Below are 17,908 nucleotides of genomic sequence, written 5' to 3'. Positions count from 1 at the left end.
GCTTTATTGAACATCTTTGCTGTTTCTCCTGAGAACGAGATGAAGGATGCGAAAGGTTTCGCCAGATTAGAATAAAAATCAGCATTAAGGCTTGTACCAGCCAAGGCGCTAACACTAAACTGAAAAACAAGCCAAGCATTGCCACGATTACTGCAAAGATTCTCAGCATCTCTTCTTTTGCAACATTGACAACATACAGAGCTAGGCAAGTCATTGAAAATGCAACAAGAAACGAGGTTGATGACATGGCAAATTAATAAAGTACAGCAGAAGGAACTTCAAATGGATGGCGGCTCGGGGTGGGGAATAACTGTTGCTGAATCTCAATGCCTCGGCTCTGCATTGCTGCTTCAAACAGGGAAGTTGATACCGCTTGTTCTGGAGACCAAACGCCTGGTTTTTTTAGTACCCCAGAAAGCAATGATTCCGCAATCGTTCCTGTGCCAATTCCAGCAGCACAAGCAGTATTGGGATGCACCAAGGTTGAAACGCAGGACACCCGTTGACCATGTTTGAGTCCAGTCACTTCCGAGCGAATCACCACTCCAATGCCGCTAAAGCGATTACTGATCTGCGTCATGCCATAGCTCACTCGTGATAAAAACTCAATCACGCTCTGCGATTGTAAAAGTTTAGGATGCCAGCATCGCGCTACACTCCACGTCAAATAGTTATAGAAGCGCGGCACCGATCCGAATTTAGTAATCACCGTTTTGACTGGGAACGTATCTGCAAGCGTAAAAGATTCAGGCATATCAAACCAAGACACGCCCACTTTGCCATAGTGCGGAAAATCAATCACTTCACGATCGCTGTAAGGATTAACGCTTCGGCGCTTGCCATCAATCCAAGCTTCAAACGGACGCTGTAATCCTAAAAATGTCGATTGCATCACCGTCAGTCCTGCCCCGCCTGAACCGCCGACAACATAGCTCAGATGAATGCTTTGGGCTTCATCAAGCTGGTCAACATCGCGCCGCACCATGCTATTAGAAAGACCCGGAAAAATACCTGTGTTGACGATCGCAGTAATCCCTGCCGCTTCTGCTTTTACTTTCAGGGCAATCGCTTTGCAAGTAAACGACGGATGATCGCTTACATCTAAATAGTTCACCGCTAGATCGATGCAAAGCCTCAAAACACTTGCATTGCGATGATGAAATGGACCTGCACAGTGAATTACTAAATTAGACTGTGCGATCGCGCCTTGTAACAGTTCTGGTTTATCTAAGTCAATTGACAAAAATTGACAGCGATTGCCCAATAACTGAGAGACTCTCTGCCCGATCTTTAGGTTGCGTCCTGCGATTGTAATTTGAGCAGAAGTATAAGTAAGTAGATCGACTGCAACTTGGCGACCAATCCTTCCACTTCCACCCAAAATTAGAACTTGCTGTGTCATTTCTTTGCTACGAATTACGACAATAATCTAAAAACAAACCATCATTTAAGGTCTTCAAACCACGGTTCTAAACTCAGTTAGACAACAGTCGAATTGCTTGCACAGCAAGCCATCTGCCAAAGTCGTACAAGAGTGCTAATCGGTAGCCAGAGAACTGAGGTGTAGTGCTGTTGCTCGTCCCATTATTCAAAAACAAAGCACTTAAAATCGGTTGGTAATCTTCATTACTGATTTGAGTGAATGGTGCGTTAACGAATGCTAGAAGGTAGGTCAAAGTAGCGGTTAATATAATTGCAATAGCAAAAATATTAACCCAGTAAGATGATAACCATCGTGTAAAGTAAACACCACAATTACAAAACTCTGACCACACAGTCTTTTCTGTGCGCCGGACTAAGAACATCATGATTGAAACTCCTGATTTAATCTACATTGAACAAAATTATCAAACTGAAAACTTAGATGGGTATAATGTCTGTCAGCATAAACCTCTGAACTAATCTATCGCTGCAAAAACTTAGTTTGAGTTCAAGCTTTGGACAGGATTTAGCACAAACTTTAGAAAGCTTTTTTAACATTGGTACTATGAGACAATGGCGCTAAAATAATCGCAAGGAAAATTGGTGAAACCATAGTAACTTGCTGGCTTAAGCTACCTGGCACGCCTAAACGCACCTGCCATTTTCCTTGCGTTCTCAATTCGGTTACATCTTCTCGATGATACTTTGCACGCCTTGCAAACCACTGACAGCCTGCCAACCGAACAGCGCTAGAATTGCTACATTCAAAGTTATATGAGTTAAGCGCGCCCAATTGTTTCCTCTTTGCATCAAAGGAGACAGGCTAGCAGATACGGCAATTAGACCTACTGTGCCAAGTCCTACCAGCAGGTGAGTACCCACAAATAGCTTGCCATAGTGCGTATAGGTGGCAGCCATGCCACCAATGGCACTAAGCACCAACAGCGCTAGTAACAATGAGCCAATCTGGTGGTGTCGGACATTAAATCTACCTCGAATTAGCTCTTTCTTGAGATCGCCAGTAGCGGCTCTTGTGCGCCGAATTTGAATACCTAAGTACAACGCATAAATTGAAATACCCAGTAGAACCGCCATCACAATCGGGTGAATAAAAAGAATCCAAGTCATATTCTCACCTTCGTTTCAGGATTTGGACAAATAGCACGCGCGTCAAAGAAGAGGCTCAACCATCACATTCACGCAAATGGCAATAAGGTAAGGGGAAATTAAGCGGGGCGGCGGCAGTTACCATTTTGCAAATGTTCCACCCAACCGACTGGGGCTTATCTTAATGCCATTCGGTACTATGAGATACTCTTTAAGCCTCTTCTAAAAGGTGTTTCTTCTAGAAAATACATTTCTTGCCAGCAATTTCGACAGAACCAATAAATTCTTCGACCACAAATATGTCGTAGTAATCGGTGGGAACAGCAAGGGCAATTTCTCGTTGTGGGTCTTTTTGTTCGATGTTTTAATTTCATTGCGATCGAAACTCATAATGCAATCTAGAGTTGAACAAATTAAACCAATCAAAAACTTAAACAGGCGCAATCTGTACCAAAGTCAGACAGATGCAACTAAACCACCAAACAAACATTGGCTTAGAGTAGAGAGTTTAATTAGAATTAACAGCAAAGATTCTAGTTTTTGAAAGGATCGCCAAGCGTTATCTCAATGTAGCAAGCGAAGCAGCTTTTGCTTGACTGTTCTTTCCCAATGCCGATCGACAAGAGTCTCAGAAGTTGCAAAGTCAGTTGAACCAAAGGTCAAGTAATGGTGAGCATGAGCATCCATGATTCTAAAAACTCCATCATTCTAATCTCAGGTGAACATTCTCAGCGAATTATGTTCAATTGAGTGTTACTATTTCTCGGTTTAGTATTTAAATAAACCAACCATTGTAGCCATACCTAGAGCAATTGCGATTGCTGCTTGATAAGTTGTCAGCATGGTTTGTTGACTCCCCTTTCAAAAGAGTAATATTGACTACATTTTCAATGCAATGCCTTGAGCGAAATAGTTAACCTCCTTCCATAGAGGGGTTATTAATCGGCTTAAAAGCATAGCTATATTGTGTTTGCTAATCATTCCAATTGGAACTTCTAACTCAATTTGAATTAGACAAATTGGGCTAATCAGAAAATTAAACAAACATAAATTATATCGGCAGCAAATAGCTGTGCCGACCTGTAACTGCGAAAATAGGTTGCAGTAGAAACCTTGACTAGAAGTAGGGCAAAAACCTTAGTGTCTGAAAAAAAGAGCCAGCAAAGATTGCCTCAACGTAGCGAGCGAAGCAGCTTTTGCTTGACCGTTCTTTCCCAGTGTCGAACGGTAAAATAATCAGAATTTAAAATAGTAACCATGCTTGAACCGAGAGTCAAGCATCGGTGAACATCTGTGTTCATGTTTCTGCACGTGAGAGTTTGTCTCAATTTCATCTAAACATTTCTACCGTATCATACAAATAGACCTAATGCAACTGTCGATTACCACGTTTAGCAATTCTCATGATGTTAATAAAATTGAGAGTGCTGATAAGAAGGCTTGTGGGAGGCAAACTTCTTGATTCGCTTGTGGCGCACTAAAGATGAGCCTGTAATTGTAGCGATGAATGTAAGCGGCAGTCAAGGAATGCCTCAAAGCCAGCTAAAACTGCTTAAATAGCCAGAGTTTAGCACTGCCCGGAAAGGCTTAGGTATTTCCAAACCTGGTGCTTAACCATTCAAAACCTAGACGGGTTCCCCTCAAAAGACGAATTGTTAGATATCTTATATACTCAATTGGATAATAAATTGGAGTGCGCGGTTATTAATTTCGGATAATCATAGCTTAAGCCGACAGTCTTGCCTGCCGAGGGCTAGAAGCTTGGCTACGCGCAAACTTCTGTCGTTCTACTTTAGTAATGCTACTCAGCCGCTCCTGCAACTGAGGCGACTGTAAGCCCTTGGCAAGATTCCGCATTTCAACTGTTTGAGGTGATTTATCCCATAAAGAGTAAGCTCTTTCTTGCTTATTCCATTGCCCTAATTGGTTTTGTTTTTGCTGCAAATGTGCGATCGCATTATCTAGCTTGTTCGCCGTCTGCTCTACCTGGGCAACAGCTAAATCGTACTTGCCATTCCAAGCGGAAAGTGCTTTTTTGCATAGCTTCAACGGTTGCTAACTGCTCGGATTGTTGGCTTCCTAATACTAAATAGTTAAAATGCAAATATGTCCATCGAGATAGAAGGTGAGTGGAGATAGAAGGTGAATAAGAAAATTCTAGTCATTGGTGGATATGGTAGTGTCGGTCGTATTATTGCGACTCAGTTGGTTAAGAATTTTCCTGGGCAAGTTATTGTGGCCGGAAGAAATTATCAAAAAGCACAAAATCTTGCATTAAAGTTAAATCAGCAGGTAATCCCGATAGCATTGGATATTTCTGGCACTTCCGACAGTGGCAAATTACTTGACGATGTTGAAATTGTTATAATGTGCCTGGATCAAGAAAATATTAAATTTGCTCGGCAATGTATTCAACGCGGCATTCACTATATTGATATTTCTGCCAGCCATCATATTCTTTCCAAAATTGAGGCGCTGAACAAGGAAGCTGAGAAGACTGGAGCTACAGCAGTTTTAAGTGTAGGGTTGGCTCCTGGTTTAACTAACCTTTTAGCGAAACACTGCCAATCAAAGTTGCCAGATATGACATACGCAGATATTTATATTCTCCTTGGGTTAGGAGAAGTTCATGGAGATGCAGCATATAGATGGACTCTTGAGAATTTGAGTACTGACTTTACCATTATTCATGGCGGTGAACCAAGAAAGGTCAAAGGTTTTGAGGATGGCAAACAATCAGTATTTCCAAATGGGATAGGGAGAAGAATAGCTTATCGGTTCAATTTCTCAGATCAGAAAGTGATTCCACAAACCCTGGGTCTTAGGAGCGTCTCAACTCGTCTCTGTTTTGACTCAGCCTTAATGACCTACTTATTCGCTTTAGCAAAAAGAGTAGGTCTGAGCCGTATTTTGATGATGAAAGATGTCAAAGAATCATTAATCAGCGTCCTAAAACGATTACATTTTGGATCGGATAAGTTTGTTATTAAAGTGGAAGCAGGTAACTTACAATCAAAAGAATATTTATATGAATGTTCGCTTTGGGGAACAGGTGAAGCGAAGACGACCGGATTAGTGGCTGCAAAAGTTGCTGAAAATCTTGCTTTGTCTTCATTTCCAGCAGGGGTGTTCCATATTGAGCAATTATATTCTCCCCTTGAATTTTTGAAAAGTCTAAGTCAAGATGATCTTAATTTTGAAGAAAAAGTATGCTCTGCCACAGCGCTAAAGTTGTCAAACATGGTGAATCAACATTAGGTAAGCAACGTTATCGCTGCCAGAACTGTAGGGTACAATTGCGGAAGAATTAACGAAAATTCAAGCTTCTCAATTTACGAAAGTCAGTTAATTTATTCACTAACTAGCCATTAGTTAGTAAAGACACGTACCTATACATTAGTCATTAATTTGTAAGGTGAATCAATGAAGTCAGTAATAAGATTGCCATACCTGATTTATAGAACAGTCATGCTCAAGCTAAGTAATATTAACTCAGACCCAACGGCTGACTATAATGCAGTGGTCGCGTCCTACGATGCCTATTACTCAAGATATCTTGGGAAAGGGGCGTTAGGAATGTTGGAAAAACTTTCAATCAAGTCAGGTCAACATATCTTGGATTTAGCTTGTGGGACAGGTTTTTTAACTCATCGGTTAGCTGAGAAAGTTGGAAAACATGGAAAAGTGGTTGCAGTAGACATTTCTCCTAGTATGCTTCAATGTAATCAAGAGAATGCTATATCTCAAGGCATTTCAAATATTAACTTTGTGCAATCTGACGCTCTCTCTTTTCTGTCAGGGCTTTCAGATAAATCCGTAGATGGGATTGTTTGTGGTTGGGGAATTTGCTACTTAGAACACGGTAAGTTCCTCCAGGAAATAGAAAGAGTAGTAAAACCAGAAGGGTTCATTGGGTTGATTGAAAATAGGGCTTGCTCACTAAAAGCTATTTCTAATCTATTTACAAAGGTTCTAATAGATTACCCAAATGCCATGATAAAGAATATGGTCATTCATTTGCCAAAAGACAAAAATTATTTGATAAAAACTTTTTGCCGAAGTAGCTTTAAAGTCCAGGAAGCCTGGGATGGCGAAGTGACCGTTCCTTGTAAAGACGGTAATGAAGTGGCTGAATATATGATAAAGTCGGGTGCTTCTGCTGGGTTTTTAGATGCTTTGGACAAGAATTTACTGCCTCAAGTTATGCAAAATTTTGTCCGCTATGCAGATGAAAGTTTTGCTAAGGGACAAGAAGTTCCAGTAATACATGAGTTTTCTGCTCTTGTCGCCACCAAAGAATGATCGTTATTAATTGCTAATAGCTACTTGTTTTGAGGAACGAGTACCTAGAAAATGTCTGAGGAAACACAAGCCACTTTAGAGACAATAGCCCTTCAGTACAGATGTAAGTATGGAGATAAGCCTTGGATTGCTGGATTACTGGCTAAGATAAGATTGCAGAGGGGGAGTTACTAATTGTTCCTGCCCCTCCTGGTTCACACTAGATAAACGAGTGATAATGGTGTCGTTAACTCAATCTAATGTAGATTTTTATTCTGAGCTTTCACCCGCCGAGCAGTGGTTTGAGTGCTTTGCTCACAGTTTGAGCTTGTTAGCTCCTACTCTAGACCTGAGCCAAGTTCAAACCGCCTTGGAAACTCATCTAAGTCAGAGAGTAGAGCGAGTTCTACCCCGGTTAGCTAATATTGAAGACCCAGAGCAGTGGTTAAGTCTTATTCTTAAAGCTAACTTCTTAATTCGCTTATGGCGTACCAAGGATGAGCCTGTAGTTGTAGCGATGAATGTGAGCGGCGGTCATTTGATTCCTCAAAGCCAGCATGAAATGATTAAATCCCCAGAGTTTAGTAAGGCAAGAAAAGATTTAGGTATTTCTAAACACTGGTGCTTAACCATCCAAAATTTGGAGCAAGCACCATCGAAAGATGAGTTACTAGATATTTTGTATGCTCAACTAGACAGCGAATCAGAGTGCGGCGTTATCGATCTCGGATGAGTCTCAATTTAAGCTGATAACCCAGCCTGTCGAGCGCTGGAAGCTTGGCTGCGCGCCAACTCTTGTCGTTCTATCTTGGGAATACTATTTAGCCGCTCCTGCAATTGAGGCGATTTTAAACCTTGGGCAAGATTCCGCATCTCAACTGTTTGAGGTGATTTATCCCACAAAGAGTAAGCTCTTTCCTGCTTATTCCATTGCCCTAGCTGGTTTTGTCTCTGCTGCAAATGTGCGATCGCATTATCTAGCTTGTTCGCCGTCTGCTCTACCTGGGCAACAGCTAAATCGTACTTGCCATTCCAACTGTGAAAGGGACTTTCTTGCATAGCTTCAAACTGACTGTTAACTCTCCCCAATCAACCGCTCTAGCCCTGCCTTGAGCGCAGCTTCAGCGCTGTAGTAAATCTTGCGCTCCCCAAATACCTACCAGCACTAATCATCCGAAACTGCACCTATGGTAAGAGCCTCACGCAGCTTTAGAGTCAAGTGGTAGAACAAAAAATAAATAGTTCAGACGCGAAGGCAAGCAAACTTTGTGGAAATCACTCATGATGTCGTAGCTTCTCAGAATGCAGTATGTCTCTGTATCGCCTCAATGATGGTAGCCCAGTCATTACGATGCAGTTCATGTCCGGTTCCAGACAATGCGAGCAATTCAGCGTTAGGAATCTCTGCTTTTAACGCCAAACTATGAGCATAGGGCAGAACAAGGTCTTCTGTGCCGTGAATCACTAGAGTTGGAGCAGCAATTTCATCAAGACGGTTAAGCCATCTCTCTCCTCCCTGAAGCAGAGCATGATTAAAAGCAGTTGTTGGATTGGGTGTGCGATCAAAGTCGCCGCCTGCTAATTCACGTATTGTTAATTCATCAAAGAGATGGGCAGAACCAGAAAGCAATCGCCATGCACCGACCTTGTATTCAATCACTTCCTCACGGTTTGTCCAATCCAGTTCGCTGGCTTTTGCATGGTAGTTAAGGACAGATGGATCAATGCTAGGTATTGTCGGATCTACCTCAGCCAAACGTTCTGAGGCGATCAAGGTCAAACTTTTGATGCGTTGGGGACGCTTAAGCGCTATGAGTTGAGCGAGATAACCTCCCAGCGACATCCCCACCACATGGGCAGACTGAATTCCATAAGCTAATAAGCATTTAAGCTGCAATATAATGGTTATTCCCTTTATTCTTGATCTTTCGATGCCATTTAATTACTAACTCGCCTTGGTTTAACAGCCTATCCAGTAGTAGCTTCAATTCATTTACTGAGTGGAACAGACGGTGAGCAATATATTCTTTACATGAATGCCAAACTAATTCTATAATGTTGTAGTCAGGGCTATAAGCTGGCAAAAAATCTAGCCGGAAGTTAGGAAACTCTTTAGATATTTTACTTAAAATGTCTTGACGTTTATGAAAACTAGCATTATCTAGAATCAAAATAATTCTAGGTCCATGGGACTGAAAATCAACAGAGCGGTTGCCTTTGTTTACCCACTCTTGTTTGATTAATTCATTAAATTGTTGCAGTTGCTCCAAGAAAATATCTGCATTGCCTTTTTCAATAAAGAAACATACTTGCTTCCGGTCTGATTCTCGGATTGCTCCCATGACATTTATTCGACCACGACGGCGTTGCCCTGGAATTCTCTTGCGCTGTCCTTTCTTACCCCAGTTTTTCCGACGAATCACACGTAAACTAAAACCACTTTCGTCCCAAAACCATACCTGCAAAAGTTCTGGATAATCTCTAGCTACTGCTAAATAGTCCCTAAGTCTCTCTTGGAACAAAGCTCTTTCTATTGGCTTTTGTTTAGATTCTAAATCATATTTAGCCCAGATATAACTATACTTTTTTCGCTTTAATATCCTCCTGACTTGAGAACTACTTAACTTAATCCCTGTTTGCTCTGTTAAATATGTAGCTAATCTCTCTGCCGTCCATCGACCAAATTCATAACCTAAGTCTGATGGCGTTCGCTCCACTGTTTTTAATAACAATTCAATATACTCAGTCGTAGCTTTTCGGTAATGTTCGTACTCTCGTTTATTATGTAAGCTTTCCAAGTTGTCTGGGTCTCCGTGCATACACCAATATGCCACTGTTCTAGGCGAACAACCCAAAAATCTAGAAATTTCTTTTTGCGTTCTGCCATCGTTTTGAAGCAGAATAATTAAAATTCTTTCCCTAACGTGCGCTAGTTCATTCTCTTTAAGAGCCTGCTGTAACTGAGTAACTTGTAACGGCGTTAAAAAGTTCTTAGCTGGTGGTGGCATAATTGCTTTTAAGGAGTTCTGTTCTTTATTATGCAACCTAAACGCCGATTAGCTTAACCATCAAGAACACAGCAAGCATCATCTGCTAGATCTTCAACGGAATAGTTGATTTGTCCTGGCTCGTAGCTGGTTGAGCGTCCAGTATCCCGGTGGTCGTAACGAATCACGTATCGTCCCACACTCGCTAGTTGGTGGCAAAAATCCTCCGACCACCAAATTGCTGAAGTCATTGCCCCCATGATTAACAAAATTGGGGTGTCATCTGGAGAGCCAAACGATTCTGAAAATAAGTAAACCTCGTTGCAGCTAATTTGTTTGCTTTTCATCTGTTGCTTTTTCAAGATTGCTTTTGGATACTTTTATCAGCTCAGGCGTAAATAAAATAATGGAGGCTTCTACGAATTTTATCGGCTGAAACACCTGGGGGAGATTGCTTCACTGTATCAACTAAAATCCCTAAAAAATCTGCAAAAGGGCTATTAGATAGCAAATCAGAATGCAGCATTATTAATTTTGGATAATCATAGATTAAGCCGATAACCCAGCCTGCCGATTACTGAAAACCTGGCTACGAGCGAACTCTTGCTGCTTTACCTTAGAAATGCTATTTAGTCGCTCTTGCAATTGAGGCGACTGTAAGCCCTTGGCAAAACCCCGCATCTCAATAGTCTGCGGTGCTTTATCCCATAAAGAGTAAGCCATTTCTTGTTTGTTCCATTGCCCTAGCTGGTTTTGTCTGTGCTGCAAATGAGAAGTCGCATTATCTAGCTTGTTCGCTGTCTGTTCTACCTGGGCAACGGCTAAATCGTACTTACCATTCCAACTACGAAAAGGACTTTTTTGCATAGCTTCAACCGTTGCTAACTGCTCGGCTTGTTGATGACCCAGAGAGTTGATATGGTCTGTAATTTGCTTAACCTCAGACTCAACTTTTTGTCGGTCAGCAAGAGGTGGGGGGCTTGGCGGGGGGGAGTTCAGGTAATTGGTTATACTTTGGTTGAGCGCAAGCAAGTCCCCGTCGCCCAGGTTGCTCAATTGCTCAACTACTATTAATTGCTTGTAGTACGCCTGGAAATCTTTTGTCATGACTTTAATAGCTCTGTCTGTCAATGGTTCCCCCTGCTTGAAATTATTTCCAGTTTGAGAAATTCGGTCAAGATGCTTTTGGGATTTGCCTAGTTCTCTTGCAGCTTTGTACCAATCCCGCAGCATATTTAGCGATGGGCTAGAAGAATGGAGGGTAGCAAGCATTTCGTCAGTCTGCCTGTCAACGCGCTCTACTACTTGCTGAAAAATCCGCATGGGATCTACTTTCTCTGTCGCACTTGTAACAAGCTCTCTAGAAGGCACGGAAGAAGTAGCCCTTTCGCTGGAAGGTTCTTTATTTATTAGTGGCGTTTCTACGTGTGGAGGTACAACAGTTTCTTTAACCCCTTGTACAGGTTCACTGACTTGACTTACATTCAGAGTTGGCTCTTTTTCTACTTTGGCTGTACTTTGAGGTACGCTCTTAACTTCAGCAGCAGGAATTGGGCTTAATCCAACGTCAAACAAGCTCAATTGGACTCCTTGAGGTTCAGCTTGCGTTTCTTGAGTGCTGGCAGAAGACTTACCTAAAGATGGTTTAGTCTTAGGCGATTCTTTAGCTGCTACCTGTGGAGGTTGCAAAGATGGCTCTACAGCTTTTTGTGCTAAGGGATTAGTGACAACGGTTGCGACGGCGGGTACTTCATCTTTGGGTTGCTCGTTAGCTTTTATAGTAACGGCGGGTACTTGCTTTAACTGTTGGTCAGGTTCTATTTGCCCTGGGTTTTTAACCTGGATTAGAGTTTGTTCTTGACTTGGTGCTGGAAGATGTAAATTCTCAACTTCTACTGAAGCTTGCCCCTGTGCCAGCGCTGACTGCTGTTTGGCTTGAAAAGCTGATAATGCAGCTTTGTCAAACCCTTGCTCTATCAGGTTACGAGAGAATAGTTGACCAAAAGAGCGATCGCCATTAGTGCGGTACTCTCCGCCCGTCAAAGGATTTTGACTAGCCGTTTGTGTCAGAGTTAATTGTCCTTGGGCAGAAACATTAAAAACCATTTCCGCATCGAGAAACAAATCTCCATAATTATCCGTAAGGTAATGGGTTAAGTACAATTCTTTTCCGTGACGCTCGATTGACAATGGTGTGAAAGGTTGGTTTTCAACCTTAAGATAAAAGTCATCGCCCTTAAGAATTTCTACAGCTAATCCTGCCTGGTGCAGTAGTTTAGCAATATTTGTCTCCGCTCCTCCACGCTGAATCTTTGGCTCAAGGATTTGCAAGTCTGGCGAAACACTGTTTGTAACTTCGGATGTAGGCGCTAATGCGTCTGGCGCTGGCAGCGTAGGTGCGGGGGGAGCTACCACACTGTCGCCTTCAACCATAGAAGTTGTTACTTTTGAGGCTGTAATCTTAGTCTCAATGGGGGTTGCTGTACTTATAGCGGCGTTGAGATCGCTTGCCAAATCCGGTTTTTCTAAACCTGGCTGTGTAACTTCGCCCCTCATGCTTTGGGGAGTGCGAGTAACAAGTACCCGTTCAACATCGGGGTTAATTTCATTGCACGGCTCCCAGGATGGTAATACTTGTCCTAGCATTTCTCGTGCCACATCTTTATGAGTAGCAGCACCCAAACCCCATTTAGACCCAAGGTAAGCTAACACCTCATTCGTTTTATCTGTGCTGACGGTGACAGTCATGATTCCCTGTGATTTGGTCTTATTGCCTTCCTTTACTGATTCGGTTTTGCTGGTGAAGTCTCCAGTTAGTTGCAACAAGCCTTCATTTTTAAAATATATCCCGCCCTCAGCAGTGGCTTTGGCAGTTTTGATAATTATGCCGCCAATATTACTTGGTTTGATATCAGCGATAACTGTTAGATTCTCGTCTTCAGTTTTTACAATTCCGACTTTTTGAGTTTTATCAAAAAACTGCTTGATTTGCTCGACACCTTTGAGCATGACGGGTTTGATATTCATATCTATTGCTGGGTCAAAGCCCCGCCGCAATAGATAAACCGGATGAACTTGCCCCTGATGGTCGCTAACTTGGGCAAACTTACCCGTTAGTTCGGTAGCCAAAACCTGTCCCGTCACTAAATAACGCTTTTCTTTCGACTCGCTTTGTCTCTGGTCGAACAAGTCGTAAATAGAAACTTCTTGGTTGACATTTGCAAAACTAGCCGCCGATTCAACAGGTTCTAAAGTTTGACCGCCGCCCTTTGATAAATTTTTTAATCCGATGGATAGCGATCGCACCCCATCAACAACTAATAGCTTGACCTTCCAGTTAATCGGCGCAGCAGGGTTATTTGCTTTGCTTTTTTGTTCTACCGCCGACACTACCCCATACAGGTAGTTTTTGGTTTTATTGTCCATCAAGCGGACAGGTTGACCCACTGGAAACTGTTGCAGCAAAGCGCTAGTTTCAGCTAACGATTCTTTGATACTCCGCCCTTCTTTCTCCTGCTGAAAACTCTTGCCATTTAAGTCGAGTTTGGCTTTACTGGTCTGAGTTTGTAGTTTGTCAATCTTTGGCGCAAGCTGTTCTAACTGGGTGTTGAGGAGAGCAGACAATTCCACGTCTTTTGAAGACACCGCAGTATCAAGGCTTTGCTGTAGATTACTTTGTTCCTCTAATCCTGCACTAAGCCTCTGTTGAAATTTCTCTACTCTCTCACTTGCTAGAACTATTCCCGCCTCGCTCAAAGCTTCTTGCCGAGCTAAATATTCTCCCACGTTGCTACTTAACTGTTCTACCAGTTGGGTCGCTACTTCCTCACCTTTTTCCCGCACGTCGAATAATGCGCCATCGCTCTTATCAGCAACTCTTTCAAAGCCCAACTCCTGCCTTATAGCATTAATAACTTGCTCAGTGGTATTGGGTTTAGCTCCGGTCTTTGCCTTTACTTCAACTAAATAAGCGGGTTTAGTGAAAGGGCTATCAACTTCCGGTTTTCCAGGACTGAGAACCAAACGCGATACTGGCTCCGCTTGCAAATCTAGTTTCTGTGCCTCTAATTCATTCTCACCCAGAGCAATTTTCTGGGTTAGTAACTCCTTGTAGTCAGAAGTCAAAGTTTCATAGAGCCACGTCTGCCGAGCCAACGAAGGATAGGGCTGCTCCTCTGTTGGAGAAGCGTCACTGGTGAGCATTATTGCTCGACCCGTTACTTTTTGGATGGCTTTGGGATCTTTAAACCCATCAACTCCATTGAGCGGAAAATCCAAATCCTCGTGGAGGTCTGGGTTTTGCTCCATTAAGTTTTGCGCCACTTCATTGCCATAATCGTTAATAAAGTCAGGCATATCTGCTAAACCAAAGCTGGAGGAGCTATTACCCGTTGTATTTGCTTTCAAGTGGCTCATCTTTTTCATCAGAATTGCCACTGCTCTTTCTTCAGTAGGCAAATCTTGACCTACTACCAACTTAAATACTGGCAAGCCAAATGTGCCGGGGTACTGACCCCACATCGGTTGTCCCTGCTCGTCCAGCTTGTCAGGAGGATGAATTGCTGGGTTAACTTGTCCGCTTCTATGGCTGCGCCCGATGGATTGTTCTACTTGGTTAACGTCTAGGTGCGGCTGAACAATGTACATTACTCGCTGCCTTTGGTCGGCTACTGTTCGTGAGGCGTGAAGGGAGTAGCCAGTAGTGGAATTAGTTATTACCGCGTCCACTCTACCGTTTTGAAAATCATCCATTACTTGCTTTTTCTGCGCCGTTCCCCGTTCCCTGGTTTGGTAGGTTACTACCCCCGATGCCAGGTCTTGGGCAGAGCCGTATTTAAGAATATGAGTGCGTCCAGTTATTTCGCCAATAGAATGCCCCGCGTCTTCAATTTTCTGCTTGATATAGTCAATTGGTGAGATCGGTAACTTGCTCCAGTCGGCGGAGGCGATCGCTTTTTCGGCTCGATTGAAAGCGGCAACTCCTTCAAGTCCTATCTCTGTATCGGTCAAGCGGTGAGTACGGGTTACTTGCTTTCCCGTTAGCTCGTCTAAATACGGCTCGGTGATTTTAATCGACCTTGCTTTTTCCAAGTAGCGAGTAAATAACTGCCCAGCATTAATCGTAACGTCATCGCCAACTCTAATTGGTTGCATGGGGCTATCGGGAAATTCTGCATTGTGGAGTGTGGCTAGTTGGTTATGGCTATCCACAAAATCTCTAACGGTTGATTCCATCGTGTTGAACAGCATCAATATCGGTTTGCGTCCCTGTTCGATGTCGGCGATTGCCGCATTTGCTGTTTCCTCGGCTTTCAATCCTAATGCTGTTACCGCCGTTAAGTTATGCAGGACGCTAGTAAAAATTGTACTGCTTGCTCCTGCATCCCCCAGTGCTGGGTTATTTTTACGTGCTGCTTCCCCCGCATCGGCATAATCACCGCTAATTTCAGTTACTACTTTTTCTTTGATATAGTCAAACTGCCAAATCAGGTTGAGAATCTTTGAATTGGTTTCTGCTGTTTGTAAGTCAACAGGGTACTTAGCAACGCCAAACTCTACCCCTTCATAGGATTTTTCACAACGGATGCAGCCGCCGGACTCTGCCCACATCGAAAATACTTGTTGCTGTAGGGGTACACCCCCTGCTTTGAGGTGGTCGGCAAACTTGTCTCGGTCGGCGGCGGCTAGTTTGAGGTCAGTTGTTTCATAAAATAGTCGCGCGGCAACGATGGGGTCTTTGATGGCTGTTGCACTGGACGCGACAAATCCTTTGGTTTCCTTGACTAGCGATTGGAAGAACTCGGTACAAGAAGGTGTTTGAGACTTTTTCTTGTCGGTTTGATTGTCTCCAGCAGGTCCTCCGGCTTTATGGCTTTCATCCAGAATCAGGAAAGTTTTCGGTGCGATCGCATTTAGTAGTTGCCGCCGCTCTATGCTAGTTGGGCCTGTCAGCTGCCCGTAAGTTGTAAAAACGCAATCATGCTCTCCAACATTTCCTGCTTGTGCATACTCTCTAACTTTCTCTATTTGATTTTCTGGTGTACTGATTTCGCTAATTACATCGCCATTAGCTCCTGTTAGCTTGAGGTTAAATTTACTATTAGTAATAAATGGATTAAAGTTGTTTCCGGTATCTACACCATCCCGTGCCAATATGTCGCCATACAAAACTGGGTCGGCAGTTACGATTACAGGAGTCATCCCTCGCTGCTGGGCGTATCTTGCTAAACCGCAGAGAATCCGAGTTTTACCAATTCCTGTGTCATGACCTATTAAAGTTGCTTTATTTTCTTCCTCATGATTGTAAATGGATAAAGCCAATGAATCAATTTGTTCGGCGGCGTAGTGGTTAAATAACTCCTCAGTAGAAGGCTCATTCAGCCTGTCGCGTACATACTCATCAATTGTCAGCCCTGTCGTTGCCTCAATTTTGTTGAATACATTATCTAGCCCTTTGAGAGAGGAAGCAGGCGCTAACGTGGCTAAAGAATAGGCTTTACTTCGTGGCTTGTAAGCAACTTGATTTTCAATTTGTTCAAGAACTATGTCTGAATCAACTTCCTGCAACGATGATAGTTCGCTCATGTTATTTAATCCTGAAAGTTGTGCGGGTTTGCTTCGGTGTTCATGAACGCTAACCAATCCATCAAATTCATTTCCCGTAGAAGGTTCAAATCTGTTTCCAACTTTGGAGGTGGGCTTACTGGAAACTGTTGATCGTTCAAAGCTGCCTGTTGCAGATTCCAGTAGTTCGTTATTAAATACGATGCCATCTCTCTGGGACTCTGATTGGGATTGAGGTATTGCAGATCCAGAGGAAGATATTGCTCTATTTCCTGTACTATCCACAATTTGACTTCTAAATCCTCTTCCTGGTCGTAATTCGCCATCCAATCGTCGATCCATTCCTGTATCAACCACTCCACTCGGCGCGTTAAAAGAATCAGGTATTCTTCTTGGCTCTCGATCTGATTCAGTACCTCTGGAATCAACACTGTTGTCCAAACCAATGGTGGGTCGAGACTTGTAGGAGATGTTGGACACCAAAGCCTCCCTGGGGTGAATTCCTTGTAAGGTAATTCCATTATTTTTCTGCGGTTGTACACTTTGCCTGCTTGCATAAACTAAAACCTCCTTTAGGTCTTCATAACTCTCATAGATGCGCGGTGGTTGTACGCCAGGTAACTTTAGCTCTGTTTCACCTCTACCCTCAATTACAATCACATCAATGGGAAAAGTTGTACCTTGTTTGCGGTACAAGTCCCCAGCTAAAGAAAAATGATCTGTAACCTTATAACCAGCATCTTTATATAGCCAATGATAAAATCCCCTAGTTAACTGCGTATTGTATCGTTCGGTGCGCGAACTCTCGTTACCCATCTTCCCACCCAAGATGAGAACGGCTCTGCCATCGGCTTTCATCAAATCCAATGCTGAAAGTGCGATCGCATGATCTAACTGGCTGGTCGTTAACCGTCCGCGCTGAAATATCCGAGTTTGTCCTTGGGTATCCTTTACTGAGCCAAAAGGTGGATTAGTGATAATCCTGTCTACAGCCTCAGTAGCGGGGACAAAACTACTGGCATCTTTTTGGGTTACTGTAAACCCTTGCACTCTCAATGCTGCGGCGCGATCACTATTGAGTTCGTTAACTATGGCTTTATTGGGATCGGCAAGCAACAGCAGCGCCCCATTGCCTGCGGTCGGTTCGTAAACTGTTGTCTCCCCATCAATTTGGGCTAACTTAGCCGCGAGGAAAGCAATAGGAACGGGGGTACTGTAGGCTTGCTGGAGAATGCTCGTGCTGGTACGAGTATTTAGCGCTGGCTGGCGATCATACAAATCCAAGCATTGCTGCCAAGTTTCGATGGGGTCGCTAGAGCGCTGGACTAATTGCCGCGCCGCTAGGATTAAGCCCTGCTCTACAGATTCATCTACGATTTTTGCTATAGGTGTTCCTGGCTCAATCTTTTGGTTCAAGACCGCTTGAGCCAACTTCCGGGCTGAAGTAATTGAGACAAAATTATCGCCGTTGGTGAATTCGTTGGCGAAAGCTGTGACTAATTGCTGGTGCAAAAATACCACCTCAAATAAATTAAGTTGGCTTGGGT

14 protein-coding genes and 1 pseudogene are annotated in these 17,908 nt (G+C 43.2%); 4 read left to right on the top strand and 11 right to left on the bottom strand.

Annotation, left to right across the window (positions count from 1 at the left end; translation table 11 throughout):
- Positions 1–253: 253 nt before the first annotated feature.
- The 5 genes from C7B70_RS15855 to C7B70_RS15840 all read right to left on the bottom strand — a co-directional run bounded on the left by C7B70_RS15855 (position 254) and on the right by C7B70_RS15840 (position 4,578).
- Positions 254–1,402, bottom strand: a complete 1,149-nt coding sequence (locus tag C7B70_RS15855; RefSeq protein ID WP_106369990.1) for a saccharopine dehydrogenase family protein — start codon at positions 1,400–1,402, stop codon at positions 254–256.
- Between the two features lie 73 nt (positions 1,403–1,475).
- Positions 1,476–1,808, bottom strand: a complete 333-nt coding sequence (locus tag C7B70_RS15850; protein ID WP_106369989.1) for a hypothetical protein — start codon at positions 1,806–1,808, stop codon at positions 1,476–1,478.
- Between the two features lie 298 nt (positions 1,809–2,106).
- Positions 2,107–2,550, bottom strand: a complete 444-nt coding sequence (locus C7B70_RS15845; RefSeq protein WP_106369988.1) for a DUF4079 domain-containing protein — start codon at positions 2,548–2,550, stop codon at positions 2,107–2,109.
- A 543-nt stretch (positions 2,551–3,093) separates the two neighbouring features.
- Positions 3,094–3,216 (bottom strand): hypothetical protein, encoded by a 123-nt coding sequence (locus C7B70_RS28395; RefSeq protein ID WP_255409343.1) that lies wholly within the window; start codon positions 3,214–3,216, stop codon positions 3,094–3,096.
- 1,038 nt (positions 3,217–4,254) lie between these two features.
- Positions 4,255–4,578, bottom strand: a complete 324-nt coding sequence (locus C7B70_RS15840) for a hypothetical protein (protein WP_106369987.1) — start codon at positions 4,576–4,578, stop codon at positions 4,255–4,257.
- Between the two features lie 93 nt (positions 4,579–4,671).
- Between C7B70_RS15840 and C7B70_RS28815 the strand changes: the two are divergent.
- The 4 genes and pseudogenes from C7B70_RS28815 to C7B70_RS15820 all read left to right on the top strand — a co-directional run.
- Positions 4,672–5,031, top strand: a pseudogene (locus C7B70_RS28815) (saccharopine dehydrogenase NADP-binding domain-containing protein); the annotation flags it as partial.
- A gap of 707 nt (positions 5,032–5,738) precedes the next feature.
- Positions 5,739–5,840 (top strand): IS1 family transposase, encoded by a 102-nt coding sequence (locus tag C7B70_RS28810; RefSeq protein WP_106369985.1) that lies wholly within the window; start codon positions 5,739–5,741, stop codon positions 5,838–5,840.
- A gap of 112 nt (positions 5,841–5,952) precedes the next feature.
- Positions 5,953–6,831: a class I SAM-dependent methyltransferase gene (locus tag C7B70_RS15825; protein WP_106369984.1), complete on the top strand. Its 879-nt coding sequence runs from the start codon at positions 5,953–5,955 to the stop codon at positions 6,829–6,831.
- A gap of 217 nt (positions 6,832–7,048) precedes the next feature.
- On the top strand, positions 7,049–7,543 hold the full coding sequence (locus tag C7B70_RS15820; RefSeq protein WP_106369983.1) for a hypothetical protein: 495 nt from the start codon (positions 7,049–7,051) through the stop codon (positions 7,541–7,543).
- Between the two features lie 8 nt (positions 7,544–7,551).
- Here the strand turns inward: C7B70_RS15820 and C7B70_RS15815 are convergent, their stop codons facing one another.
- From C7B70_RS15815 to C7B70_RS15795, 6 genes are all read right to left on the bottom strand, one after another.
- Positions 7,552–7,869, bottom strand: a complete 318-nt coding sequence (locus C7B70_RS15815; RefSeq protein WP_106369982.1) for a hypothetical protein — start codon at positions 7,867–7,869, stop codon at positions 7,552–7,554.
- A 238-nt stretch (positions 7,870–8,107) separates the two neighbouring features.
- A complete protein-coding gene (locus C7B70_RS15810; RefSeq protein WP_199192298.1) occupies positions 8,108–8,707 on the bottom strand; it encodes an alpha/beta fold hydrolase in 600 nt (199 codons plus the stop codon).
- Positions 8,697–9,818, bottom strand: a complete 1,122-nt coding sequence (locus C7B70_RS15805; RefSeq protein WP_106369981.1) for an IS630 family transposase — start codon at positions 9,816–9,818, stop codon at positions 8,697–8,699. Before C7B70_RS15805 ends, C7B70_RS15810 begins: the two co-directional genes overlap by 11 nt.
- Before the next feature lie 53 nt (positions 9,819–9,871).
- Entirely contained in the window at positions 9,872–10,144 is a 273-nt protein-coding gene (locus C7B70_RS15800; RefSeq protein ID WP_199192297.1) for an alpha/beta fold hydrolase, read from the bottom strand.
- A 41-nt stretch (positions 10,145–10,185) separates the two neighbouring features.
- On the bottom strand, positions 10,186–10,323 hold the full coding sequence (locus C7B70_RS26410; RefSeq protein WP_158260509.1) for a hypothetical protein: 138 nt from the start codon (positions 10,321–10,323) through the stop codon (positions 10,186–10,188).
- A gap of 23 nt (positions 10,324–10,346) precedes the next feature.
- A complete protein-coding gene (locus tag C7B70_RS15795) occupies positions 10,347–17,873 on the bottom strand; it encodes a strawberry notch C-terminal domain-containing protein (RefSeq protein ID WP_146134077.1) in 7,527 nt (2,508 codons plus the stop codon).
- Positions 17,874–17,908: the final 35 nt, after the last annotated feature.

It is taken from the genome of Chlorogloea sp. CCALA 695 (genome assembly GCF_003003885.1).
GTDB lineage: Bacteria > Cyanobacteriota > Cyanobacteriia > Cyanobacteriales > Chroococcidiopsidaceae > Aliterella.
Note: the sequence above shows the minus strand (reverse complement) of the source record. Positions and strands in the feature narration are given on the sequence as shown.